The sequence below is a fragment of the Variovorax sp. P4_B10 genome, from assembly GCF_056402375.1.
On record NZ_JBFUHN010000023.1, the window covers coordinates 29,976 to 53,087 of the forward strand.

The following is a 23,112-nucleotide window of genomic DNA, read 5'->3' on the forward strand; positions in this document are numbered from 1 at the left end:
GTTGCATTGCCCCTGGCCATCCCCAGATGGCTTCGATGGAACAGTTTCACGGCACCACCATCGTGAGCGTGCGCCGCAAGACCCCCCAAGGCGACCAGGTCGCCATCGGCGGGGACGGGCAGGTCACTCTCGGCAATATCGTCATCAAGGGCACGGCCCGCAAGGTGCGGCGGCTCTATCACGGCAAGGTGCTGGCTGGCTTTGCCGGCGCCACGGCCGACGCCTTCACGCTCTTCGAGCGCTTCGAGGCCAAGCTCGAAAAGCACCAGGGGCACCTGACCCGCGCTGCGGTCGAGCTCACCAAGGACTGGCGCACCGACCGCGTGCTGCGCAAGCTCGAGGCCATGTTGGCCGTGGCCGACGCCACCACCTCGCTCATCATCACCGGCAATGGCGACGTGCTGGAGCCCGAAGACGGCGTGATCGCCATCGGCTCGGGCGGCGCTTATGCGCAGTCGGCAGCCAAGGCGCTGATCGACAACACCGACCTCACGGCCGAGCAGATCGTGCGCAAATCGCTGGCGATCGCCGGAGAAATCTGCATTTACACGAACATGAACCACACGGTGGAAGCGCTCTGACCATGTCCATGACCCCCCAGGAAATCGTCTCCGAGCTCGACAACCACATCGTCGGCCAGCCGGCGGCCAAGCGCGCCGTGGCCATAGCTCTGCGCAACCGCTGGCGCCGCCAGCAGGTCGACGAAAAGCTCCGCGCCGAGATCACCCCGAAGAACATCCTCATGATCGGCCCCACGGGCGTGGGCAAGACCGAGATCGCCCGCCGCCTGGCGCGCCTGGCGGATGCGCCCTTCATCAAGGTCGAGGCGACCAAGTTCACCGAGGTGGGCTACGTCGGCAAGGACGTCGATTCGATCATCCGCGACCTGGCCGAGATCGCGGTCAAGCAGACCCGCGAATCCGAGAGCGCGAAGGTGCGCGCGCGTGCCGAAGACGCCGCCGAGGACCGCATCCTCGACGTGTTGCTGCCCCCGGCGCGTGGTGCCGACGGCGCCGTGGCCGACAGCAACAACGCCACCCGGCAGGCCTTCCGCAAGAAGCTGCGCGAGCACCAGCTCGACGACAAGGAAATCGAACTCGACCTCGCCGAGGCCCGCGCGCCGCTCGAGATCATGGGTCCCGCGGGCATGGAGGAAATGACCGAGCAGCTGCGCGGCATGTTCGGCCAGATGGGTGGCGGCAGGCGCAAGACCCGCAAGCTCAAGATCGCCGAGGCGCTGCGCCTCCTGATCGACGAAGAGGCTGCCAAGCTGGTCAACGAGGACGAGATCCGCGCCCAGGCCATCGCCAACGCCGAGCAGAACGGCATCGTCTTCATCGACGAGATCGACAAGGTCACCACCCGCAGCGAAGCCCAGGGCTCCGACGTGTCGCGCCAGGGCGTGCAGCGCGACCTGCTGCCGCTGGTCGAGGGTACGGCCGTGAGCACCAAGTACGGCGTTGTCCGCACCGACCACATCCTGTTCATTGCGAGCGGCGCCTTCCACCTGAGCAAGCCGAGCGACCTGATCCCCGAGATGCAGGGGCGCTTTCCGATCCGCGTCGAGCTGCAGTCGCTCTCGGTGTCGGACTTCGAAAGCATCCTCACGCAAACGCGCGCCTCGCTCGTGAAGCAGTACCAGGCGCTGCTCGCGACAGAGGGCGTGACGCTCGAGTTCACCCCCGAAGGCGTGACCCGCCTGGCCAGTATTGCCTTCGAAGTGAACGAGCGCACCGAGAACATCGGCGCGCGCCGTTTGTCGACCGTGATGGAGCGGCTGCTCGATGAGGTAAGCTTCGACGCCACCCGCATCGAGGGACAGACCATCCGCATCGATGCCGCCTACGTCGACGAGCGCCTTGCGGCACTAAGTCACGACGAAGATCTTTCGCGCTTCATCCTCTGAGGCCGCTTCTTTCTTCCCCCTGTAACGGGGGAATGCTTCACGCATCACTTTCACTGCGTGAGCTAAGTGCTTCATTTTCAACGGATTTCGTCGATTTCAAAGATTTGGAATCAGCGCTAAGTCGTTGATTCCATTACAAAAAATACCACCAACGGCCAGTTGCGTCTGAAGTGTTTCCTGCTACAGTGCAAAAAAGTGCAGTTAAGTGGGAAAAAGTGCGGGTAGCGCCCCTTTCGGGTGCTGCGGCAACTCCCATCACAGGGGTTTGTGGTCGTGTTTCAAGGCGCTTCATCGCTCAGTCTGGATGCCAAGGGGCGGCTCTCCGTGCCGACCCGGCATCGTGACGTCCTGAGCGCCACGGCGGGCGGCGAGCTCACGATCACCAAGCATCCGCACGGATGCCTGATGGTGTTCCCCCGTCCCGAATGGGAAAAGTTTCGCGAGCGCATCGCCGCGCTGCCGATGTCGGCACAGTGGTGGAAGCGCGTCTTCCTGGGCAACGCCATGGACGTCGAGATGGACGGCACCGGCCGCATCCTGGTGTCGCCCGAGCTGCGTGCGGCCACCGGCATCACCCGCGAGACGCTGCTGCTGGGCATGGGCAACCACTTCGAACTCTGGGACAAGGCCACCTACGAGGCCAAGGAGGCCGAGGCCACCCAGGGCGAGATGCCGGATGTGTTTCAGGACTTCGCGTTCTGAGGACCCCCGTGAACACCCCATGGACCCATACGACCGTGTTGCTGAACGAAGCGGTGGAAGCCCTTCTTTCCGGCAGCACGGCGGCAACCGGCACCTACGTGGATGCGACCTTCGGGCGCGGAGGGCACGCGCGCGCGATCCTCGCGCGGCTGGCTCCGGAAGGCAGGCTGATCGCATTCGACAAGGATGCGGAAGCGGTGGCCGAAGCAGCGCGCATCTCGGATGCGCGTTTTTCCATCCGGCACCAGGGATTCCGTTCGCTGGGCGAGTTGCCCGACGCCAGCGTGGCGGGTGTGCTGATGGACCTGGGCGTGAGTTCGCCGCAAATCGACAACCCGGTGCGCGGCTTCAGTTTTCGTTTCGACGGTCCGCTCGACATGCGCATGGACACCACGCGCGGCGAGAGCGTGGCCGAATGGCTGGCAACGGCCGAACTTCCACAGATTGCAGAGGTGATCCGTGACTATGGCGAAGAACGGTTTGCTGTTCAGATTGCAAAGGCGATTGTTGCTCGCCGACAAGAACGGGGCGCAATTTCAACCACCACCGAACTGGCCGAGCTCGTGGCTGGCACGGTCAAAACCCGCGAGCAGGGCCAGAACCCTGCAACGCGCACATTTCAGGCTTTTCGGATTTTCATCAACGCCGAGCTTGAAGAGCTGCAACAGGCGCTAGAGGCAAGCCTTTCAGTGCTGCAGCCTCACGGCCGGCTCGCGGTAATCAGCTTCCATTCGCTGGAAGACCGCATCGTGAAGCAGTTCATCGCCAAGCACTCGAAGGAGGTGTACGACCGCCGCGCGCCGTTTGCCGCCCCCAAGGTGATGAAGCTGCGCGCGCTCGAGCGCATCAAGCCGTCCGACGCCGAAGTGCACGGCAACCCGCGCTCGCGCAGCGCAATCCTGCGCGTCGCCGAGCGCACCGAAGCCAACTGACATGGCTCGCCTCAACCTGCTCCTGCTGCTGGCCGTCATTGCGACGGCGCTGTACCTTGTGCACACGCAGTACCTCTCGCGCCAGCTCTACACCGAGCTCGACCGCGTGCAGCAGGAAACCCGCAAGCTCGAAACCGACCGCGATCGCCTGCAGGTCGAGAAGCGTGCGCAGGCCACGCCGCTGCGCGTCGAGAAGCTCGCCAAGGAGCAGCTCCAGATGCGCACCACCACCCCGGCCATCACGCAGTACGTGCGGCCGGACGGCACGGTGATTCCGGCCGTGGCGCCGCTGCCGCCGATGACGCCGCCGAAGCCCGCCGCAACCGGGAGGGCCGCACGATGAGCCGCGGCAACCGCAGCGTGCGCTACACCACCAGCCCCTTGCTTGCGAGCAAGACGCCGGTCTGGCGCAGCAAGTTCATCGTCGCCGGCATCGCCTTCGGCTTCGTCATGCTGGCGGCGCGGGCCGCGTACGTGCAGGTCTTCAACAACAGCTTCTTCCAGCGGCAGGGCGAAGTGCGCTTCGCGCGCACGCTCGAGCTGCCGGCCAACCGCGGCCGCATCCTCGACCGCAACGGCCTCATCCTCGCCTCCAGCGTGGTGGCACCGAGCATCTGGGCCATTCCGGAAGACATCGAGCGCGACGATCCCGAGGTGAGGGCCAAGCTCAAGCAGGTGGCCAAGCTGCTCGAGATGTCGCAGAAGGACTTCGACAAGAAGCTCGAGGACGAGGACAAGACCTTCGTCTGGATCAAGCGCCAGGTCGACGAGCCGATCGCCAAGCAGATCGCCGCGATGAACCTCAAGGGCATCTACCAGCGCAAGGAATACAAGCGCCAGTACCCCGAGGGCGAGGCCGCCGCGCACGTGGTGGGCTTCACCAACGTCGAAGACAACGGCCAGGAAGGCATCGAGCTCGCGTTCAACAAGGAACTGGCCGGCAAGGCGGGTTCCCGCCGCGTCATCAAGGACCGGCTCGGCCGCGTGGTCGAGGGCGTGGGCGAGACGGTGCCGCCGCTCGACGGCAAGGACATCCAGCTCAGCGTCGACAGCAAGGTGCAGTTCTTCGCCTACCAGAAGCTGCGCGACGCGGTCACCGCGCGCCGTGCCAAGGCCGGCAGCGTGGTGGTGCTCGACTCCATCACCGGCGAGGTGCTGGCGCTGGCCAACTACCCGAGCTACGTGCCCGACAAGCGCCAGAACCTCACCGGCGAGCAGCTGCGCAACCGCGCGCTCACCGACACCTTCGAGCCCGGCTCGACCATGAAGCCCATCACCGTCGGCATGGCGCTGGAAGCCGGCCGCGTGAAGCCCTCGACCCTGATCGAAACCGGCCCCGGCCGCTTCCAGATCGGCGGCTTCACCATCAGCGACACCCACAACTACGGCACGCTGACGGTCGAGGGCGTGATCCAGAAGTCGAGCAACGTCGGCGCGCTCAAGATCGCGCAGAAGATGACCCCGCACGAGATGTGGGACACCTACACCGCGCTCGGCTACGGCCAGAAGCCGCAGATCCAGTTCCCCGGCGCGGTCACCGGACGCCTGCGTCCGTGGAAGACCTGGAAGCCAGTCGAGCAGGCCACGATGGCGTACGGCTACGGCCTGTCGGCGTCGCTGTTCCAGATGGCGCATTCGTACACCTCGTTCGCGCACGACGGCTCGATCATCCCGGTCACCATCCTCAAGAACGCCGAGCCGCCGGCCGGCGTGCGGGTGTTCTCGCCCTCCAACGCGCTGGCCGTGCGCAAGATGCTGCAGATGGCCGCGGGCCCGGGCGGCACCGGCACGCGCGCCCAGACGGTCGGCTACTCGGTCGGCGGCAAGTCGGGCACGGCCCACAAGCAGGTCGGCAAGGGCTACGCGAGCAACAAGTACCGCGCCTGGTTCACCGGCATGGCCCCCATCGACAAGCCGCGCATCATCGTCGCGGTGATGATCGACGAGCCCACCGACGGCCAGTATTTCGGCGGCATCGCCGCCGCGCCCGTGTTCAGCGAAGTCGTGCAGCAGACCCTGCGCATGATGAACGTTGCGCCCGATCTGGCGGTCAAACCCCTTGTGATGACGCAGGGCGTCGACGAGAGTTTCTGAGCATGCTGACACTCACTTCCCCCCAACTGGCCGCGCTCTGGCTCAAGGAGCGCGTGCGGGGTGCGCTGCATGCCGACAGCCGGCCGGTGGGCGCGGGCGACGGCTTCATCGCCTGGCCCGGGGCTGCGACCGACGGGCGCAAGCATGTGGCGGCGGCGCTGGCGCAGGGGGCCGTGGCCTGCCTGGTCGAGCACGACGGCGTCGAGGCTTTCGGCTTCCAGGGCGACGACCGCATTGCGAGCTATCCCGGCCTCAAGGCAGCCACCGGCCCGATCGCCTCGGCCTTCTACGACAACCCCTCGGCGCTGCTCGACGTGCTGGCCGTGACCGGCACCAACGGCAAGACCTCCACTGCGTGGTGGCTCGCCGAATCGCTCTCCACGCTGCGGGCGGCGGGCGGCGTTCGCGCGATGCGGCCCGACGGCACGATGGAGCGCGACGCGCCGTCGCCCTGCGCCGTGATGGGCACGCTGGGCATCGGCGTGCCGCCCGATCTCGTCTACACCGGCCTCACCACGCCCGACCCCGTGATGATGCAGGGCGAGCTGCGCGCCCTGGTCGAACGCGGCTTCGGCGCCTGCGCCATCGAGGCTTCCTCGATCGGCATCGCCGAGCGCCGGCTCGACGGCGCGCGCATCGCGGTCGCCGTGTTCACCAATTTCACGCAGGACCACCTCGACTACCACGGCAGCATGGACGCCTACTGGCAGGCCAAGGCCGAGCTGTTCCGCTGGCCCGGCCTGCGCGCGGCGGTGATCAACATCGACGACATGCACGGCGCCAGCCTGTGTGCGAACCTGGTCGATGCCGGCATCGGCGCGCTCGATGTCTGGACGGTCTCGGCCAGCGGCAAGCCGGCGCGGCTCATGGCGCGCGACATCGGCTACGACGCGCAAGGCCTGCAGTTCTCGGTGGCCGAGCACGGCACCGCGGCGGTCGAACGCCTCTCCACCGGCCTGATCGGCCAGTACAACGTGGCCAACCTGCTGGGCGTGCTGGGCACCCTGCGTGCCCTGGGCCTTTCGCTGCCGCAGGCGGTGACGGCCTGCGCCAACCTCACCAGCGTGCCGGGCCGCATGGAGCGGGTGAGCGTGGACGGCGATGCGCCGCTGGCGGTGGTCGACTACGCCCACACTCCCGACGCGATCGACAAGGCCCTGGCCGGCCTGCGTCCGCTGGCGCAGCAGCGCGGCGGCGCGCTCTGGTGCGTGTTCGGCTGCGGCGGCGACCGCGACCCGATCAAGCGGCCGATGATGGCCGCCGTTGCCGAGCGCCAGGCCGACCGCGTGGTCGTGACCAGCGACAACCCGCGCAGCGAAAAGCCCGACGCGATCATCAGCCAGGTGCTGCGCGGCCTGTCGCGCCCCGAAGCCGCCCAGGTGCAGCCCGACCGCGCCGCCGCCATCGCCGACGCGATCGCGCAGGCCGCGCCACAGGACGTGGTGCTGATCGCCGGCAAGGGCCACGAGGCCTGGCAGGAAATCGCGGGCCAGCGCATTCCGTTTTCCGACAGGACCCATGCGCTGGATGCGCTGACGAAGCGAAGCGCGGAGGTTTCCGAATGAGCGATATGACGCCGCTCAATATGACGCTCGCCCAGGCGCAGCAATGGATTCCCGGTTCGCGCCTCGTGGGCGACCCGGCGACGGTCATCGCCCGCGTGCACACCGACACGCGCACGCTGGCCGCGGGCGATCTGTTCGTCGCACTCAAGGGCGAGCGCTTCGACGCCAACGATTTCCTGGCGCAGGCCAAGGCGCATGGCGCGGTCGCAGCCATTGCCCACCACGGCCTCGAGGCCGCCGGGCTGGCCGGCCTCGAAGTGCCCGATTCGCTGGCCGCGCTCGGCGCGCTCGGCGCGGGCTGGCGCGCGCAGTTCACGCTGCCGCTGATCGCCGTCACCGGCAGCAACGGCAAGACCACGGTCACGCAGATGATCGCGGCGATCCTCGTCGCCTTCCGCGCCGACCGTGCACTGGCGACCGCCGGCAACTTCAACAACGAAATCGGCGTGCCGCTCACGCTGCTGCGCCTGCGCGCGCGGCACCAGCATGCCGTGCTCGAGCTGGGCATGAACCATCCGGGCGAGATCGCGCGGCTGGCCGCCATCTCGCGCCCGACCATCGCTCTCGTCAACAACGCGCAGCGCGAGCACCAGGAATTCATGGCCACCGTCGAGGCGGTGGCGGTCGAGAACGCCGCCGTGTTCGCGGTGCTGCCGGCCGACGGCACGGCCGTCTTCCCGCATGGCGACGCCTTCACCCCGCTGTGGGCCGAAATGGCGCGCGAAGTGGGCTCCCGCCGCTGCCTGACCTTCGGGGAGCATGCGGACGCCGACATCTCGCTCGACAGCGCCGAATGGAAGCAGGGCGCCTGGGCCGTGCGCGTGCGCACGCCGCTGGGCGCCTTCGACGCGCGCCTGCACATCGCCGGCCGACACAACGTGGGCAATGCACTGGCCGCCACCGCCTGCGCGCTCGCGGCGGGTGTTTCGCTCGAGACCATCGCCACGGGCCTGTCGGCCTTCGAGCCGGTCAAGGGCCGCTCCAAGGCCAGCGAGATCGTGCTGTCGGACAAGCATTCGATCACCCTGGTCGACGACAGCTACAACGCCAACCCCGATTCCGTGATTGCCGCCATCGACGTGCTCGCGGGCCTGCCCGGTCCGCGCCTGCTGGTGCTCGGCGAGATGGGCGAGGTGGGCGACCGCGCGCCCGAGTTCCACGCCGAGGTCGGCGAATGGGCGCGGCAGCGCGGCATCGAAGCCGTCTACACGCTCGGCCCGGGGACGGCGCACACCGTCGCGGCCTTCAAGGACGACGTCAACGGCCGTCATTTCGATGAGTTCGACGCGCTCCACGCCGCCGTGCTCGCGCGCCTGCCGCTGGTCGGCAGCGTGCTCGTCAAGGGATCGCGCTTCATGAAGATGGAGCGCGTGGTGCAGGCCATCAGCGCTCTGGCACAACCTACAACAACAAAAGGAGGCCGGTCATGACGCATGAGCCGCGCGAAACATCATGCTGCTGAGCCTGGCCCAATGGCTGCAAACGCTCTCGCCCGAGTTCGGGTTCCTGCGCATTTTCCAATACCTCACTTTCCGCGCGCTGATGGCCGCGCTGACTGCGCTCGTCGTCGGCCTGGTGGCCGGCCCGTACGTGATCCGCCGCCTCGCCGCGCTCAAGATCGGCCAGCCGGTGCGCGGCTACGGCATGGAAACGCACCTGACCAAGAGCGGCACGCCCACCATGGGCGGCGTGCTGGTGCTGTTCGCCATTGCCTTCGCCACGCTGCTGTGGTTCGACATCTCCAACCGCTTCGTGTGGATCGTGCTGTGGGTGACGATGGGCTTCGGCGCCATCGGCTGGGTCGACGACTGGCGCAAGGTGGTGCGCAAGGACCCCGAGGGCATGCGCTCGCGCGAGAAGTATTTCTGGCAGTCGGTGGTCGGTCTGATCGCCGGCTTCTACCTGCTCTTCAGCATCTCGGAAAGTTCGAACTGGCGCGTGCTCCAGTTGTTCTTCGCCTGGGTTCAGTCGGGCTTCGACCTCGACTTTCCGCCCAAGATCAACCTGCTGGTGCCCTTCTTCAAGGAAGTGAGCTACCCGCTCGGCGGCATCGGCTTCGTGATCCTCACCTACCTGGTGATCGTCGGCGCAAGCAACGCGGTCAACCTGACCGACGGCCTCGACGGCCTGGCGATCATGCCGGTGGTGATGGTCGGCTCGGCGCTCGGCGTGTTCGCGTATGTCACGGGCAGCGCGGTGTATTCCAAGTACCTGCTGTTCCCCAACATCCCGGGCTCGGGCGAGCTGCTGGTGTTCTGCTCGGCCATGGCCGGCGCGGGCCTCGCATTCCTCTGGTTCAACACCCATCCGGCGCAGGTCTTCATGGGCGACGTGGGCGCGCTCGCGCTCGGCGGCGCGCTGGGCACCATCGCGGTCATCGTGCGCCAGGAGATCGTGTTCTTCATCATGGGCGGCATCTTCGTGGTCGAGGCGATCTCGGTGATGGCGCAGGTCATGTACTTCAAGTACACGAAGAAGCGCTACGGCGAAGGYCGCCGCGTGCTCAAGATGGCGCCGCTGCACCATCACTTCGAGAAGAGCGGCTGGCGCGAGACGCAGGTCGTGGTGCGCTTCTGGATCATCACGATGCTGCTGTGCCTCGTGGGTCTTTCGACGCTGAAGCTGCGGTGAGAAAACACACATGCGGCATCTGAAAGACCTCCCCGTCCTGATCCTCGGCCTCGGTGCGTCCGGCCTGGCGATGACGCGCTGGTGCGCGCGCCATGGCGCGATCGTGACCGTGGCCGACACGCGCGAGGCGCCCGCGGCGCTCGCGACGCTGCAGGCGGAGTTGCCCGGCGTGACCTTCATCGGCGGACCGTTCTCGGCCGCGCTGGTCGAAGGCACGCCGATTCGCGCGGTGTACCGCTCGCCGGGGTTGTCGCCCGCGACCATCGCGCCGGTTGTCGATGCGGCACGGGCCGTGGGCCTGACGGTCGGTGGCGAGCTGGATCTCTTTGCGCGCGCACTGCTGGACCTGCGGACGGTCGAAGTGCCGGTGGTGGAAGTGGCCGAGGCCGAGGCTGAAGCCGCAGCCGAGCCCGTTGCAGAAGTCCCTGCAGAACCCGCACTGCCCGACGCGCAGGCCGAACTGGCCTTGACGGTCGAGCCGACAGAAGCCGCACCCGTGGAAGCCGCTGAAGTCCCCGCCGCACCGGAAGTGCCAGCAGCGACAGAAGAACAGGTCGAAGCCGAAGCGGCTGCGCCTGCAGAGACGACCGAAGTCGTTGAAACGGCTGAAGTGCCTGCGCAAGCTGCCGAGCCCGTTCCAGCAACCGAAAGCACGGACGCTGCCGAACCGACCGAAGCAGCACCCTCCGCGATGGCAGAAGCGATGCCGCGCGATCCTTCGCTGAGCGTTCCGGTTTCGCAGCCCACGGAAGAAGTCGCACCGGCTGCAGAAGCCGTGGCAGCCGCCGATGCCGCGCCCGAAGCGACGACACCCGTACCTGCGCCCGCCACAGGCTCCCGCCTGCCCGCCACCGGCAAGCCCTACGTCCCCACGGCCGCCCGCGAGGCCGCCGACTTCGTCGCCAAGATCGCCGAACTCTCCGCCACCAACCCGGCCTCCGCCGCGGTGGAGGAAGAGCCGACGGCCCAACTGCCCCTGGTTCCAATCGAGGAACCGCCAGCACCCAAGGGTTACACCCCCGCGGTGCTCGCCGTCACCGGCACCAACGGCAAGACCACTGTCACCGCGCTCACCGGCCAGCTGGTCGAGCGCGCGGGCAAGACCGTGGCGGTGGCCGGCAACATCGGCCCGACGCTGCTCGATACGCTCGCCGCGCACATCGACGCCGAGACGCTGCCCGATGTCTGGGTGCTCGAACTTTCGAGCTTCCAGTTGGACGGCGTGCAGGGCTTCGAGCCCACGGCCGCCACCGTGCTCAACCTCACGCAGGACCACCTCGACTGGCACGGCGACATGCCGGCCTACGCGGCGGCCAAGGCGCGCATCTTCGGCGCCCAGGGCCTGCTGGTGCTCAACCGCGACGACACCGGCGTGATGGCCATGCTGCCGCCACCCATCCGGGTCAAGCTGCAGCGCCCGCAGATCCGCGCGCACGTCACCTTCGGCAGCGCGATGCCGCTGCGCCCGGGCGACTACGGCATCGAGCGCATCAACGGCGTCGCCTGGCTGGTGCGTGCCCTTGAAGCCGATGAGACGCAGAAGCGCAAGCGCGGCGCGGTGGTCGAGGAAGAAATCTTCTTCCAGCGCCTGATGCCCGCCGACGCGCTGCGCATCCGCGGCCGCCACAACGCCATGAACGCACTGGCGGCGCTGGCGCTCGCCACTGCCGCCGACTGCCCGCTGGGCCCGATGCTCTACGGCCTGCGCGAATACCGCGGCGAGCCGCACCGCGTGGAGCCGATCGCGCTGATCGACGACGTCGAGTACTTCGACGACAGCAAGGGCACCAACGTCGGCGCGACGGTCGCGGCCCTGAGCGGCCTCGGCGAAGACCGCCGCGTGGTCGTGATCCTCGGCGGCGAGGGCAAGGGCCAGGACTTCGAGCCGCTCGCCGCGCCGGTGGGCCGGTACGCGCGCGCCGTCGTGCTCATCGGCCGCGACGCGCCGCTGATCCAAGCCGCGCTGGCCGCCACCGGCGTCTCGCTGATGCATGCCGCCTCGATGCCCGAGGCGGTGAAGCTCGCCGCCGCGCGCGCCAACCCGGGCGATGCCGTGCTGCTGTCACCGGCCTGTGCGAGCTTCGACATGTTCAACGACTACGAGCACCGTGCGGCGGTGTTCCGCGAGGCCGTGCAGGCGCTCGCGGACAACCCCCGTGAAGCGCTCGATGGTTCTTCCCCGGAGGAAACGCTGTGAACTCCGCCGCTGCAGGCGCCACGCCCAACACCCGCACCAGCYGCTTCGGTGGCTGGTTCAGGCGCGCCCGCAGCGGCATCGATTCGCTGCCCGTGCACCTGCCGGTGCGGCTGGGCGGCGCCGGCATCGCGCAGACCAAGGCGACGCCGATGCGCGTGCTGGGCTTCGACCAGGCGCTGGTCTGGGTCACGGTCGCGCTGCTGACCTGGGGGCTGGTGATGGTGTATTCGGCCTCCATCGCGCTGCCCGACAACCCGCGCTTCGCGCGCGCCGGCTACAGCGCCTCGTTCTTCCTCACGCGGCATGCGGCCTCGGTGGTGTTCGCGTTCATCGCGGCGCTGCTGGCCTTCCAGATCCCGATGAAGACCTGGGAGCGCGCTGCGCCCTGGCTCTTCGTGGCCTCGCTGCTGCTGCTGGTGGCGGTGCTGATTCCGCACATCGGCATCAACGTCAACGGCGCACGCCGCTGGCTGCCGATGGGCTTCATGCGCTTCCAGCCTTCCGAACTCGCCAAGCTCGCGATGGTGCTCTACGCCGCCAGCTACATGGTGCGCAAGATGGAGATCAAGGAACGCTTCTTCCGCGCCGTGCTGCCGATGGGCATCGCGGTGGTGGTGGTCGGCATGCTGGTGATGGCCGAGCCCGACATGGGCGCCTTCATGGTGATCGCCGTGATCGCCATGGGCATCCTGTTCCTCGGCGGCGTGAACGCCCGCATGTTCTTCGTGATCGCGGCGCTGGTGGTGGTGGCCTTCGGCACCATCGTCGCGACCAGCCCGTGGCGCCGCGAACGCATCTTTGCCTACCTCGATCCGTGGAGCGAGGAGCATGCGCTGGGCAAGGGCTACCAGCTCTCGCACTCGCTGATCGCCATCGGGCGCGGCGAGATCTTCGGCGTCGGCCTGGGCGGCAGCGTCGAGAAGCTGCATTGGCTGCCCGAGGCGCACACCGACTTCCTGCTCGCCGTGATCGGCGAGGAGTTCGGCCTGCTCGGTGTGCTGCTGATCATCGGCATGTTCCTCTGGCTGACCCGGCGCATCATGCACATCGGCCGCCAGGCGATCGCGCTGGACCGCGTGTTCTCGGGCCTCGTGGCCCAGGGCGTCGGCGTGTGGATCGGCTTCCAGGCCTTCATCAACATGGGCGTGAACCTCGGCGCGCTGCCGACCAAGGGCCTGACCTTGCCGCTGATGAGTTTCGGCGGCTCGGCCATCCTGATGAACCTGGTGGCGCTGGCCATCGTGCTGCGCATCGACTACGAGAACCGTGTGCTGATGCGAGGGGGACGCGTATGACGCGCACCGCTCTCGTCATGGCCGGTGGAACCGGTGGCCACATCTTCCCGGGCCTCGCCGTGGCGGAGGCGCTGCGCGAGCGTGGCTGGCGTGTGCACTGGCTGGGCGCGCCCGGCAGCATGGAGGAAAAGCTCGTGCCGCCGCGCGGCTTCGCCTTCGAGCCCGTGCAGTTCGGCGGCGTGCGCGGCAAGGGCCCGCTCACGCTGTTCCTGCTGCCGCTGCGCCTGCTGCGCGCCTTCTGGCAGAGCTTTCGCGTGGTGCGCCGCGTGAAGCCCGACGTGCTGGTGGGCCTCGGCGGCTACATCACCTTTCCGGGCGGCATGATGGGCGTGCTGCTCAACAAGCCGCTGGTGCTGCATGAGCAGAATTCTGTGGCCGGCCTCGCCAACAAGGTGCTGGCGGGCGTGGCCGACCGCGTGTTCACCGCCTTCCCGAATGTGCTGAAGAAGGCGCAGTGGGTGGGCAACCCGCTGCGTGCGGCGTTCACCTCGCAGCCCGACCCGGCCACCCGCTTCGCGGGCCGCACCGGTCCGCTCAAGCTGCTCGTCGTGGGCGGCAGCCTCGGCGCGCGCGGCCTCAACACCGTGGTGCCGCAGGCGCTGGCCCGCATCGAGCCGGCCACGCGTCCGCAAGTGCTGCACCAGAGCGGCGCCAAGCAGATCGACGAGCTGCGCGCCAACTACGCCACTGCTGGCGTGGAAGGCGAGCTCACGCCTTTCATCGAAGACACGGCGCAGGCCTATGCCGACGCCGACATCATCGTCGCGCGCGCCGGTGCCAGCACCGTCACAGAAATCGCGGCCGTCGGCGCAGCAGCGCTGTTCGTGCCTTTCCCCTCGGCGGTCGACGACCACCAGACCACCAACGCACGCTTCCTCGTGGACGCAGGCGGCGGCTGGCTGGTGCAACAGGCCGACCTCACTCCTGAATTGCTGGCTGATTTGCTACAGAAAACCGAACGCACCGCGCTGATCGACAGGGCCACCAAGGCCAAGACCATGCAGAAGACCGAAGCCGTGGACGCCGTCGTCCGCGCCTGCGAGGAGCTTGCCAAATGAAGCACGCGATTCGTCACATCCATTTCGTGGGCGTCGGGGGCTCGGGCATGAGCGGCATCGCCGAAGTGCTGTTGAACCTGGGTTACCGCATCACCGGCTCCGACCTGTCCGACAGCGCCACGCTGCGTCGGCTCGCGGGCCTGGGCATCGGCACCTTCGTGGGCCATGCGGCCGCGCACATCGACGGCGCGGATGCGGTCGTCACCTCCACCGCGGTGCAGTCGGACAACCCCGAAGTGCTGGCCGCGCGCGAGAAGCGCATTCCGGTGGTGCCGCGCGCGCTGATGCTGGCCGAACTGATGCGGCTCAAGCAGGGCATCGCGATCGCGGGCACGCACGGCAAGACCACCACCACCAGCCTGGTGGCGAGCGTGCTCGACGCAGCGGGGCTCGACCCGACCTTCGTGATCGGTGGGCGCCTGAACAGCGCGGGCGCCAATGCGCAGCTCGGCAGCGGCGACTACATCGTGGTCGAGGCCGACGAGTCGGACGCCTCGTTCCTGAACCTGCTGCCGGTGATGGCGGTGGTCACGAACATCGATGCCGACCACATGGAGACCTACGGGCACGACTTCGCGAAACTCAAGAAGGCTTTCGTCGACTTCCTGCACCGCATGCCGTTCTACGGCGTGGCCATCCTCTGCACCGACGACCCGGCCGTGCGCGACATCGTCGCCAGCGTCACCTGCCCGGTCACGAGCTACGGCTTCGGCGAGGACGCGCAGGTGCGCGCCATCGACGTGCGCGCCGTGGGCGGCCAGATGCATTTCACCGCGCAGCGCCGCAATGGCGTGACGCTGCCCGACCTGCCCATCGTGCTGAACCTGCCGGGCGAGCACAACGTGCGCAACGCGCTGTCGGTGATCGCGGTGGCGGTCGAGCTCGGCATTCCCGACGAGGCGGTACAGCGCGGCCTGGCCGGTTTCAAGGGCGTGGGCCGCCGCTTCCAGAGCTACGGCGAGGTGAGCGTCCAGGACGGCAAGACCGCGGGTGCCTTCACCGTGATCGACGACTACGGCCACCACCCGGTCGAGATGGCGGCGACGATCGCCGCCGCGCGCGGCGCCTTCCCGGGTCGCCGGCTGGTGCTGGCCTTCCAGCCGCACCGCTACACCCGCACGCGCGACTGCTTCGAGGACTTCGTCAAGGTCATCGGCACCGCCGATGCGGTGCTGCTCGGCGAGGTCTATGCCGCCGGCGAGGCGCCCATCGTGGCGGCCGACGGCCGCACGCTGGCGCGCGCACTGCGCATCGCGGGCAAGGTGGAGCCGGTGTTCGTCGACGACATCGCCGCCATGCCGCAGGCCATTCTCGACAACGCGCAGGCCGGCGACGTGGTGCTCTGCATGGGCGCAGGGTCCATCGGCGCGGTGCCGGGCAAGGTGGTCGAACTCGGCAACGCTGCCGCGGCGGTTGCTGCGCCGGCGTCATCAACATCGGAACGCGCAACGCGCAAGGGGAGGGCGTCATGAGCCTTCAGGATCCAAAACTCTTCGGCAAGGTCGCCGTGCTGTTCGGCGGCAGTTCCGCCGAACGCGAAATTTCGTTGATGTCCGGCACAGGCGTGCTGGAAGCGCTGCGTTCGCGCGGCGTCGACGCGCACGCCTTCGACCCGTCGGAGCGCGAGCTGGCCGACCTGCAGCGCGAAGGCTTCGCGCGCTGCTTCGTCGCGCTGCATGGCCGCCATGGCGAAGACGGCACCGTGCAGGGCGCGCTCGAGCTGCTCGGCATTCCCTACACCGGCTCGGGCGTGATGGCCTCGAGCGTGGCGATGGACAAGGTCATGACCAAGCGCATCTGGCAGGCCGACGGCCTGCCGACGCCCAAGTACGTGCGCCTGGCCTTCGACCAGCAAAGCCGCGAACAGATTCGAGCCGTACCCGACGTGCTCGGCCTGCCGCTGATCGTGAAGCCGCCGCGCGAAGGCTCGTCCATCGGCGTCACCAAGGTCGAGGGCTATTCGCAGATGCAGGACGCCGTGGCGCTCTCCGCGAAGTACGACGCCGACGTGCTCTGCGAGGAGTTCATCGAAGGCGAGGAAGTCACCTGCGCCGTGCTCGGCCAGGGGCTCGAGGCGCGCGCGCTGCCGGTGGTGCGCATCGCTGCGCCCGAAGGCGCCTACGACTACCAGAACAAGTACTTCACCGACGATGTGAAGTACCAGTGCCCGAGCGGCCTGCCCGAGGCCGAGGAACACGAGATCCAGCGCATCACCCTCGCCGCGTACCACACGCTCGGCTGCCGCGGCTGGGGCCGCGCCGACGTGATGATCCGCGCCAGCGACCGCAAGCCCTTCCTGCTCGAGATGAACACCTCGCCCGGCATGACCAGCCATTCGCTGGTGCCGATGTCGGCGCGCGCGGCGGGCATTCCCTACGAAGAGCTGTGCCTGCGCGTGCTGGCCTCGGCCTCGCTGGATGCCAGGGGAGGAGCGCACTAGCCATGGCCGACAGCATTCCCGTGCCCTTCGACGTCAAGCTCATGAACATCGTCGCGAACCTGGCGTTCGTGATGGTGGCGCTCATGCTGCTGGCGGCGGGCGCTTGGTGGGTGCTGCGCCAGCCCTTCTTCCCGCTCGCGGGCATCAAGGTCGACGGCGAGGTCACGCACAACAACGCGGTCACGCTGCGTGCCAACGTGGCGCCACAGCTCAACGGCAACTTCTTCACCATCGACCTGGCGCGTGCGCGCACCGCCTTCGAGTCGGTGCCGTGGGTGCGCAGCGCGGTGGTGCGGCGCGAGTTCCCGAACAAGCTGCGCGTGACGCTCACCGAGCAGGTGCCGGTGGCCAGCTGGGGCGACGAGGCGGGCTCGAAGCTGATCAACGGCTTCGGCGACGTGTTCGAGGCCAACGTGGCCGAGGTGGACGACAACCTGCCGCGGCTCGACGGCCCGATCGAGCAGGCCGGGCAGGTGCTCGGCATGTACCGCGTGCTCGCGCCGCAGTTCCAGCCCTACGACTTCGGCATCGACGAGCTCACGCTGTCGAGCCGGGGCAGCTGGAAGGTGGTGCTCGACAGCGGCGCACGGATCGAGCTCGGCCGCGGCCAGAGCGAAGAGGTGTCGGCGCGGCTGCAGCGTTTCCTGAAGACCGTGACCCAGGTCGCGGGCCAGTACCACCGCACGGTGGCCGACGTCGAAGGCGCCGATCTGCGCCACAACGACGCGTATGCATTGCGGCTGCGCGGCGTCACCACGGTCTCGCCAGAGACCCCAAGAAGAATCAAGTAGCGACACCGAGAAATCGAGGACATATCTCAATGCCCAAAGAATACAAAGACCTGGTCGTAGGACTCGACATCGGCACCGCCAAGGTGATGGTGGTGGTGGCCGAGGTGCTGCCCGGCGGCGAACTCAAGCTCGCCGGACTCGGCATCGCGCCGAGCAACGGCCTGAAGCGCGGCGTGGTGGTGAACATCGACGCCACCGTGCAGAGCATCCAGCAGGCGCTGAAAGAGGCCGAGCTGATGGCCGACTGCAAGATCAGCCGTGTCTACACCGGCATCACCGGCAGCCACATCCGCGGCATCAATTCGAGCGGCATGGTGGCGGTGAAGGACAAGGAAGTGACGCCGGCCGACGTGGCCCGCGTGGTGGAAACCGCGCGCGCGATCAACATCTCGAGCGACCAGCGCCTGCTGCTGGTCGAGCCGCAGGAGTTCGTGATCGACGGCCAGGACGTGAAGGAGCCGATCGGCATGAGCGGCATGCGGCTCGAGGCCAAGGTGCACATCGTGACCGGCGCGCAGAGCGCGGCCGAGAACATCATCAAGTGCGTGCGCCGCTGCGGCCTCGAGGTCGACCAGCTGATGCTGAATCCGCTGGCCTCGAGCCAGGCGGTGCTGACCGAAGACGAGCGCGAGCTCGGCGTGGTGCTGGTGGACATCGGTGCAGGCACCACCGACGTGGCCATCTTCACCAACGGTGCGATCCGCCACACGGCCGTGATCCCGATCGCGGGCGACCTGATCACAAGCGACATCGCGATGGCGCTGCGCACGCCCACCAAGGACGCGGAAGACATCAAGGTCGAGAGCGGCTATGCCAAGCAGCTGCTGGCCGATCCCGACCAGCAGGTCGAAGTGCCCGGCCTCGGCGACCGCGGCCCGCGCATGCTGAGCAAGCAGGCGTTGGCCGGCGTGATCGAGCCGCGCATCGAGGAGATCTTCTCGCTGGTGCAGCAGGTGGTGCGCGAGTCGGGCTACGAAGAGGTGCTCTCTTCGGGCGTGGTGCTCACCGGCGGCAGCGCGGTGATGCCCGGCATGGTCGAGCTCGGCGAGGACATCTTCCTGAAGCCGGTGCGTCGCGGCATTCCGAAGTATTCGAGTGCGCTCTCGGACATGGTGGCGCAGCCCCGTGCCGCCACCGTGATGGGCCTGCTCGAAGAAGCACGCTTCGCACGCATGCGCGGCTTCAAGGTCGCGCAGAAGAACGGATCCGTAAAGACTGCGTTCGGACGTTTCAAGGACTTCATCGTGGGGAACTTCTGACCATGTATCACTCCCCACTCTGGCTCGCACGCGGCAGTCCTCCGTTGCATTTCAACGAGCGATGGCGACGAACAGGTCCACCATCGTGACGACCCCATCGTTGAACTCGTCACGGCACAAGAAATATTCATAGACACATAACGGCAACTGCAAAATTCAAGGAGTTAAAAATGACCATCGAAATGATCGAAGTCGAAGAATTCAACCAGGGCACGCAGATCAAGGTGATCGGTGTCGGCGGTGGTGGCGGCAATGCGGTCGCCCACATGATGGAGCGTGGCGTGCAGGGCGTTCAGTTCGTCTGCGCGAACACCGACGCACAGGCACTCCAACGCAGCAACGCGCACAAGAACATCCAGCTCGGTACCAGCGGCCTGGGCGCCGGCAGCAAGCCCGACAAGGGGCGTGAAGCGGCCGAGCTCGCGGTGGACGACATCCGCGCCGCCATCGACGGCGCGCACATGCTGTTCATCACGGCCGGCATGGGCGGCGGCACGGGCACCGGTGCGGCGCCCGTGATCGCACGCGTCGCGAAGGAAATGGGCATCCTCACCGTGGGTGTGGTGACCAAGCCCTTCGACTGGGAAGGCGGCCGTCGCATGACGAACGCCGACGCGGGCCTGGCCGAACTCGAAGCGAACGTCGATTCGCTGATCGTGGTGCTCAACGAGAAGCTGCTCGACGTGCTGGGCGAGGACATCACCCAGGACGAAGCCTTCGCGCACGCCAACGACGTGCTGAAGAACGCCGTGGGCGGCATCTCGGAAATCATCAACGAGTACGGCGGCGTGAACGTCGACTTCGAAGACGTGCGCACCGTGATGGGCGAACCCGGCAAGGCCATGATGGGCACGGCCGCGGCCGCAGGCCCGGACCGTGCGCGCATCGCTGCGGAGCAGGCCGTGGCCTGCCCGCTGCTCGAGGGCATCGACCTCTCGGGGGCCAAGGGCGTGCTGGTGCTGGTGACCGCGTCGAAGGGTTCGCTGAAGCTGAACGAGTCGAAGCTCGCGATGAACACCATCCGCGCCTACGCCTCGCCCGATGCGCATGTGATCTACGGCGCTGCCTACGACGAAAGCCTGGGCGACGAAATGCGCGTGACCGTGGTGGCCACGGGCCTGTCGCGTGCCGACGCACGCCGCCAGGCCCCGACGCTCGAAGTCATCCGCACCGGCACCGACAACATCCCGTTCAACGTGCCCACCATGGGCGGCACCGGCCACGCCAGTGGTGGCAGCCAGCCGAACTACGACGGCATGGCGGTTCCCAGCGTGTGGCGTACCAACCGCACGATGGCTGCCGCGAAGGTGGATGCACTGTCGTCGGGTGGCATGGACGACTTCGAGATTCCCGCTTTCCTGCGCCGTCAGGCCGACTGACGGAAGGCGACCGAACGCAGAGGGCACGAAGGTTCGCAAGGGGTACAGGGAAGACCTGAAAGGGATTTCCGCTGGCTCTAGGCGCTGCGTTCACTTCGTGCCCTTTGCGTCCATCGCTGGCCGTCTTTCATAGAACCCATGTCTATCGCTGCCATAGCGAGGGGAATAGGCCGCCACACCCGTGGCGCGCCTAAAATCCCCGGCGTGCTGCAACAACGAACCCTCAAGTCGATCAGCCGCGCCGTGGGCGTGGGGCTTCACAGCGGGCAACGCGTGGAACTGACCCTGCGGCCGGCCCCGGCCGACACGGGCATCGTGTTCCGCCGCGTCGACCTGCCCGAGCCGGCCGAAATCCGCATGACCGCCGAAGCGGTGACCGACACGCGCCTGGCCTCCACGGTCTCGACCGGCGGGGCGAAGGTGCAGACGGTCGAGCACCTGATGTCGGCCTGCGCGGGCCTGGGCATCGACAACCTCTACATCGACATCACGGCCGACGAAGTGCCGATCCTCGACGGATCGGCCTCGTCCTTCGTGTTCCTGCTGCAAAGCGCGGGCATCGAGCTGCAGAAGGCGCCGCGCCGCTTCATCCGCGTGACCCGCAAGGTCGAGGTGCGCGAGGGCGAAGGCGCCAACGAGAAGTGGGCCAGCCTGGAGCCGTACCACGGCTACAAGCTCAGCTTCGAAATCGACTTCGATCACCGCGTGGTCAACTCCACCGGCCAGCGCGTGGAGTTCGACCTGGGCACCGACTCGTACAGCCGCGACATCGCGCGTGCACGCACCTTCGGCTTCACGAAGGAAGTCGAGTACATGCGCAGCAAGGGCCTGGCACTCGGCGGCGGGCTCGACAACGCCATCGTGATGGACGACACCAAGGTGCTCAATGCGGGCGGGCTGCGCTACGACGACGAGTTCGTGAAGCACAAGATCCTCGATGCCATGGGCGACCTCTACATCATCGGCAAGCCGCTGCTCGCGGCGTACACCGCGTTCCGCTCGGGCCACGCCCTCAACAACAAGCTGCTGCGCGAGCTGCTGGCGAACAGCGATGCCTACGAGATCGTGACCTTCGAGGACGAAAAGCGCGCACCGCGCGGTTTCGGCGAAGTGGCGCGGGCCTGGTAGGCCACGACCCCTCACGATGCTTCTTTTCCGCTGGGCCATCCTGCTGCTCTTGCTGGTGGCGGGCGTGTCCTTCGCGTTCTATGCGGGCACGGGCCAGACGAAATACCGGCGTGTGGGCTGGCTCGTGCTCAAGTGGACCCTGCTCGCGGCGTTCGGCTTCTTTGCGGTGCTGATCGCCGAGCGCGTGGCCTAGGTTTTCTTCCCGTCGTTCGCATGTCCGGAAACGGCATGCCAGGCGACAGACGCGGGCGCACGATGGCGCCATGAACACACACCCTGAACAACCCACGAGGAATCCGTTCGGCGTCCAGGACGCCCCGGACCCCGACGGCGCCGATGTGGACGAGTTCGCCGACAGCGTCGAGCTGAGCGGTGGCACCGACGACCCGAATGCGCAGCGCTGGGGCTCGGTCACCGACGAGGTTCCGGACTCGATTGCAGGCGCGTGGTCCAGCCGATGGAATGGCGGCGCGGACCCGACCATCGTCGGCGACACCGCACAGGCCTGGAAGGAAGGCAAGGCGACGGTGAAGGTGGCTGGCGGCCGTTTCTACTTGATGTTCGACTGGAGCAACGGCGAACGCCAGGCGTTGCTCGACGTCCGGTACATCGCGCCCGACACGCTCGTGGGCCGCTACATCAACCTGAGCAGCCCGGACATCACGCGGCCCTGGGTCGGAATGGTCGTCGACAACCGGCGGATCGACGGGCGCTGGACGAACGGGCGACTGGACTTCCGGAGGTAATCCGCAGTCTCAACCCGCAGCCAGTGCCTGCAACGCCTGCACCTGCTGCGCCAGCATCGGTCCCTTGCGGTGCGCGGGCACCAGCAGCATGACCGTGTCGCCCAGCACCTTCGGCCGACCCCAGGGCGCATGCAGCTTGCCCTGTGCGAGCAGCGGTGCCACGAGCCGTTCGCGGCCCATCAACACGCCTTCGCCATCGAGCGCAGCCTGCAGCGCAAGACTGTAGAGCGAGAAGTCCGGGCCGGCGGCCAATGCGTCGGCCTCCGCCGCCGTGGTGCCAGGGCGCACGGCCTGCAGCCAGCGCATCCAGTCGTCGCGCCACACGGTGTCGTGCAGGCCGCCGCAGCGCGCCAGCAGTTCGGCCAGGTCGTCGAGCGAGCGCGGCCGGCCGCTGGGCAACTGCTGCTGGAGGCGCGGGCTGCACACCGGCACGAGTCGATCCCGAGCGAGCGGGATCGACTGTGCACCGATGGCGGTCTCGATGCGTTCGCCGGCCCGCGCATAGAACAAGCCGAGATCGAAAGGCTCGCGCCGGAAGTTCGGCGGCTGCTCCAGCGCTGTCACCGACACCTGCACGCCCGGCAACGCTGCTTTCAGCTGCGAAAGTCGCGGTGACAGCCACAGCTGCGCCACGGCAGGCAGGGCCGCCACCTGCAGCGTGCTGCGCCGCGCGGCGCTCTGCGTTTCGTGGCGCAACGCCTGCACGGCAAGACCGAGCTGATCGACCGCCGCACTGAGCGCAGGCAGTGCGCGCCGCCCGTGTGCGCTCAGGCGGATGCCCTGGCTGTGCCGCTCGAACAGCGCACCGCCGGCCCAGGTCTCCAGCGTCTTGATCTGCTGCGCGACGGCGGCCGGCGTGACGAACAATTCTTCGGCCGCGCGCGCAAAGCTGCCGTGGCGCGCCGCGGCTTCGAAGGCGCGAACGGCCGTGTGCGGTGGCAGGCGAGGGCGGGGCGGTGCGAGCGGCATATGAGGGAGGCCAAGTTTTT

21 protein-coding genes are annotated in these 23,112 nt (G+C 67.8%); 20 read left to right on the top strand and 1 reads right to left on the bottom strand.

The window, feature by feature from the left end; translation table 11 throughout:
• The first annotated feature begins 35 nt into the window (after nt 1–35).
• The 20 genes from hslV (at nt 36) to AC1DXX_RS13210 (ending at nt 22,123) form a co-directional block, all read left to right on the top strand.
• The gene (hslV, locus tag AC1DXX_RS13115; RefSeq protein ID WP_026283873.1) at nt 36–581 is read left to right on the top strand and encodes an ATP-dependent protease subunit HslV; all 546 of its coding nucleotides are present in this window, start codon (nt 36–38) and stop codon (nt 579–581) included.
• A gap of 2 nt (nt 582–583) precedes the next feature.
• On the top strand, nt 584–1,906 hold the full coding sequence (gene hslU / locus AC1DXX_RS13120; RefSeq protein WP_478134643.1) for an ATP-dependent protease ATPase subunit HslU: 1,323 nt from the start codon (nt 584–586) through the stop codon (nt 1,904–1,906).
• Between the two features lie 273 nt (nt 1,907–2,179).
• Nucleotides 2,180–2,608 carry a division/cell wall cluster transcriptional repressor MraZ gene (gene mraZ / locus AC1DXX_RS13125; RefSeq protein ID WP_478134644.1) on the top strand — a complete coding sequence of 143 codons (429 nt, stop codon included), beginning with the start codon at nt 2,180–2,182 and terminating at the stop codon, nt 2,606–2,608.
• A gap of 8 nt (nt 2,609–2,616) precedes the next feature.
• Nucleotides 2,617–3,540 (top strand): 16S rRNA (cytosine(1402)-N(4))-methyltransferase RsmH, encoded by a 924-nt coding sequence (gene rsmH, locus AC1DXX_RS13130; protein ID WP_478134645.1) that lies wholly within the window; start codon nt 2,617–2,619, stop codon nt 3,538–3,540.
• 1 nt (nt 3,541) lies between these two features.
• On the top strand, nt 3,542–3,883 hold the full coding sequence (gene ftsL, locus AC1DXX_RS13135) for a cell division protein FtsL (RefSeq protein WP_478134646.1): 342 nt from the start codon (nt 3,542–3,544) through the stop codon (nt 3,881–3,883).
• Nucleotides 3,880–5,634 (top strand): peptidoglycan D,D-transpeptidase FtsI family protein, encoded by a 1,755-nt coding sequence (locus AC1DXX_RS13140; RefSeq protein ID WP_478134647.1) that lies wholly within the window; start codon nt 3,880–3,882, stop codon nt 5,632–5,634. The genes ftsL and AC1DXX_RS13140 overlap by 4 nt, the downstream gene beginning before the upstream one ends.
• 2 nt (nt 5,635–5,636) lie before the next feature.
• Nucleotides 5,637–7,199: a UDP-N-acetylmuramoyl-L-alanyl-D-glutamate--2,6-diaminopimelate ligase gene (locus tag AC1DXX_RS13145; protein ID WP_478134648.1), complete on the top strand. Its 1,563-nt coding sequence runs from the start codon at nt 5,637–5,639 to the stop codon at nt 7,197–7,199.
• Nucleotides 7,196–8,629, top strand: coding sequence for a UDP-N-acetylmuramoyl-tripeptide--D-alanyl-D-alanine ligase (locus tag AC1DXX_RS13150; protein WP_478134649.1), 1,434 nt, complete (start codon nt 7,196–7,198; stop codon nt 8,627–8,629). The genes AC1DXX_RS13145 and AC1DXX_RS13150 overlap by 4 nt, the downstream gene beginning before the upstream one ends.
• 22 nt (nt 8,630–8,651) lie before the next feature.
• Nucleotides 8,652–9,830, top strand: a complete 1,179-nt coding sequence (mraY, locus tag AC1DXX_RS13155) for a phospho-N-acetylmuramoyl-pentapeptide-transferase (RefSeq protein WP_478134650.1) — start codon at nt 8,652–8,654, stop codon at nt 9,828–9,830.
• A 10-nt stretch (nt 9,831–9,840) separates the two neighbouring features.
• A complete protein-coding gene (gene murD, locus AC1DXX_RS13160) occupies nt 9,841–12,027 on the top strand; it encodes a UDP-N-acetylmuramoyl-L-alanine--D-glutamate ligase (RefSeq protein WP_478134651.1) in 2,187 nt (728 codons plus the stop codon).
• On the top strand, nt 12,024–13,322 hold the full coding sequence (gene ftsW / locus AC1DXX_RS13165; RefSeq protein ID WP_478134652.1) for a putative lipid II flippase FtsW: 1,299 nt from the start codon (nt 12,024–12,026) through the stop codon (nt 13,320–13,322). Before murD ends, ftsW begins: the two co-directional genes overlap by 4 nt.
• Nucleotides 13,319–14,380, top strand: coding sequence for an undecaprenyldiphospho-muramoylpentapeptide beta-N-acetylglucosaminyltransferase (murG, locus tag AC1DXX_RS13170; RefSeq protein ID WP_478134653.1), 1,062 nt, complete (start codon nt 13,319–13,321; stop codon nt 14,378–14,380). Before ftsW ends, murG begins: the two co-directional genes overlap by 4 nt.
• Complete coding sequence (murC, locus tag AC1DXX_RS13175) at nt 14,377–15,852, top strand: UDP-N-acetylmuramate--L-alanine ligase (RefSeq protein WP_478134654.1); 1,476 nt, start codon at nt 14,377–14,379, stop codon at nt 15,850–15,852. Before murG ends, murC begins: the two co-directional genes overlap by 4 nt.
• On the top strand, nt 15,849–16,820 hold the full coding sequence (locus AC1DXX_RS13180) for a D-alanine--D-alanine ligase (RefSeq protein WP_478134655.1): 972 nt from the start codon (nt 15,849–15,851) through the stop codon (nt 16,818–16,820). Before murC ends, AC1DXX_RS13180 begins: the two co-directional genes overlap by 4 nt.
• Nucleotides 16,821–16,822: 2 nt before the next feature.
• Nucleotides 16,823–17,611, top strand: coding sequence for a cell division protein FtsQ/DivIB (locus AC1DXX_RS13185; protein ID WP_478134656.1), 789 nt, complete (start codon nt 16,823–16,825; stop codon nt 17,609–17,611).
• Nucleotides 17,612–17,640: 29 nt separating this feature from the next.
• Entirely contained in the window at nt 17,641–18,870 is a 1,230-nt protein-coding gene (gene ftsA / locus AC1DXX_RS13190; RefSeq protein ID WP_013539446.1) for a cell division protein FtsA, read from the top strand.
• A gap of 170 nt (nt 18,871–19,040) precedes the next feature.
• The gene (ftsZ, locus tag AC1DXX_RS13195) at nt 19,041–20,249 is read left to right on the top strand and encodes a cell division protein FtsZ (protein WP_478134657.1); all 1,209 of its coding nucleotides are present in this window, start codon (nt 19,041–19,043) and stop codon (nt 20,247–20,249) included.
• 204 nt (nt 20,250–20,453) lie between these two features.
• Complete coding sequence (gene lpxC, locus AC1DXX_RS13200) at nt 20,454–21,377, top strand: UDP-3-O-acyl-N-acetylglucosamine deacetylase (protein WP_478134658.1); 924 nt, start codon at nt 20,454–20,456, stop codon at nt 21,375–21,377.
• Nucleotides 21,378–21,393: 16 nt separating this feature from the next.
• Nucleotides 21,394–21,570: a hypothetical protein gene (locus AC1DXX_RS13205; protein WP_478134659.1), complete on the top strand. Its 177-nt coding sequence runs from the start codon at nt 21,394–21,396 to the stop codon at nt 21,568–21,570.
• 70 nt (nt 21,571–21,640) lie between these two features.
• Nucleotides 21,641–22,123 carry a hypothetical protein gene (locus AC1DXX_RS13210; protein ID WP_478134660.1) on the top strand — a complete coding sequence of 161 codons (483 nt, stop codon included), beginning with the start codon at nt 21,641–21,643 and terminating at the stop codon, nt 22,121–22,123.
• Nucleotides 22,124–22,132: 9 nt separating this feature from the next.
• Here AC1DXX_RS13210 and AC1DXX_RS13215 read toward each other — a convergent pair whose 3' ends face one another.
• On the bottom strand, nt 22,133–23,092 hold the full coding sequence (locus AC1DXX_RS13215; RefSeq protein WP_478134661.1) for a LysR family transcriptional regulator: 960 nt from the start codon (nt 23,090–23,092) through the stop codon (nt 22,133–22,135).
• Between the last annotated feature and the right edge of the window lie 20 nt (nt 23,093–23,112).

Excerpts from the sequence above, each read along its gene's own strand:
- AC1DXX_RS13185 (WP_478134656.1), top strand. The coding sequence starts at position 16,823 with ATGGCCGACAGCATTCCCGTGCCCTTCGACGTCAAGCTCATGAACATC.
- ftsA (WP_013539446.1), top strand. The coding sequence starts at position 17,641 with ATGCCCAAAGAATACAAAGACCTGGTCGTAGGACTCGACATCGGCACC.
- ftsZ (WP_478134657.1), top strand. The coding sequence starts at position 19,041 with ATGACCATCGAAATGATCGAAGTCGAAGAATTCAACCAGGGCACGCAG.
- hslU (WP_478134643.1), top strand. The coding sequence starts at position 584 with ATGTCCATGACCCCCCAGGAAATCGTCTCCGAGCTCGACAACCACATC.
- AC1DXX_RS13180 (WP_478134655.1), top strand. The coding sequence starts at position 15,849 with ATGAGCCTTCAGGATCCAAAACTCTTCGGCAAGGTCGCCGTGCTGTTC.
- hslV (WP_026283873.1), top strand. The coding sequence starts at position 36 with ATGGAACAGTTTCACGGCACCACCATCGTGAGCGTGCGCCGCAAGACC.
- AC1DXX_RS13205 (WP_478134659.1), top strand. The coding sequence starts at position 21,394 with ATGCTTCTTTTCCGCTGGGCCATCCTGCTGCTCTTGCTGGTGGCGGGC.
- murD (WP_478134651.1), top strand. The coding sequence starts at position 9,841 with ATGCGGCATCTGAAAGACCTCCCCGTCCTGATCCTCGGCCTCGGTGCG.
- murC (WP_478134654.1), top strand. The coding sequence starts at position 14,377 with ATGAAGCACGCGATTCGTCACATCCATTTCGTGGGCGTCGGGGGCTCG.
- AC1DXX_RS13150 (WP_478134649.1), top strand. The coding sequence starts at position 7,196 with ATGAGCGATATGACGCCGCTCAATATGACGCTCGCCCAGGCGCAGCAA.
- AC1DXX_RS13145 (WP_478134648.1), top strand. The coding sequence starts at position 5,637 with ATGCTGACACTCACTTCCCCCCAACTGGCCGCGCTCTGGCTCAAGGAG.
- ftsL (WP_478134646.1), top strand. The coding sequence starts at position 3,542 with ATGGCTCGCCTCAACCTGCTCCTGCTGCTGGCCGTCATTGCGACGGCG.
- murG (WP_478134653.1), top strand. The coding sequence starts at position 13,319 with ATGACGCGCACCGCTCTCGTCATGGCCGGTGGAACCGGTGGCCACATC.
- AC1DXX_RS13140 (WP_478134647.1), top strand. The coding sequence starts at position 3,880 with ATGAGCCGCGGCAACCGCAGCGTGCGCTACACCACCAGCCCCTTGCTT.
- AC1DXX_RS13215 (WP_478134661.1), bottom strand. The coding sequence starts at position 23,092 with ATGCCGCTCGCACCGCCCCGCCCTCGCCTGCCACCGCACACGGCCGTT.
- AC1DXX_RS13210 (WP_478134660.1), top strand. The coding sequence starts at position 21,641 with ATGAACACACACCCTGAACAACCCACGAGGAATCCGTTCGGCGTCCAG.